The organism is Methylobacterium marchantiae, assembly GCF_042679825.1.
Lineage (GTDB): Bacteria > Pseudomonadota > Alphaproteobacteria > Rhizobiales > Beijerinckiaceae > Methylobacterium > Methylobacterium marchantiae.
Genome location: NZ_JBHTND010000101.1, coordinates 1 through 515 on the forward strand (window position 1 = coordinate 1; position 515 = coordinate 515).

At 70.7% G+C, this 515-nt stretch carries 1 protein-coding gene; it reads right to left on the reverse strand.

The genetic code is table 11. The features are described 5' to 3' along the window. Nucleotides 1–114: 114 nt before the first annotated feature. A partial coding sequence (locus ACFQ4G_RS22020) for a sensor histidine kinase (RefSeq protein WP_379041153.1) occupies nt 115–515 on the reverse strand: 401 nt, incomplete at its 5' end.

Below are 515 nucleotides of genomic sequence, written 5' to 3' on the forward strand. Positions count from 1 at the left end.
GAAGAGGCACTGCTGGCCTGACTCGTAGGGTGGGCGGGTCTCCCGCCCACGCGTTCGACTAACGCAAGAGCTGGTTGAACGCGTGGGCAGGATCTGCCCACCCTACGAAACCCCTTACAGCACCCGCTCCGGCGGCAGCGTCACCACGAAGCGCGCGCCGCCCAGCAGTGCGTCCTCCACGTGCAGCGAGCCGCCGTGCAGCGCCACTGCCTTGTGCGCGATCGACAGGCCCAGCCCAAAGCCGCCGGTGGCCCGGTCGCGGCTGCGGTCGAGCCGGTAGAACGGTTCGAAAATCCGCTCGCGCTCCTCCGGCGGAATGCCCGGCCCGTCGTCCTCGACCACGATCTCGAGCCCGCCCGCGGCTGTCCGGTTGGCCGACAGTGCGATCCGGCGCGTGGCGTACTTCTGTGCGTTGCGCACCAGGTTCCCGACTGCGCGCGCGAGCAGGCGCCGGTCTGCGTCCACGCTGCCCAGGCTGTCCTGGGCGCTGCATTCGACGGTATGCGCGGACGGCG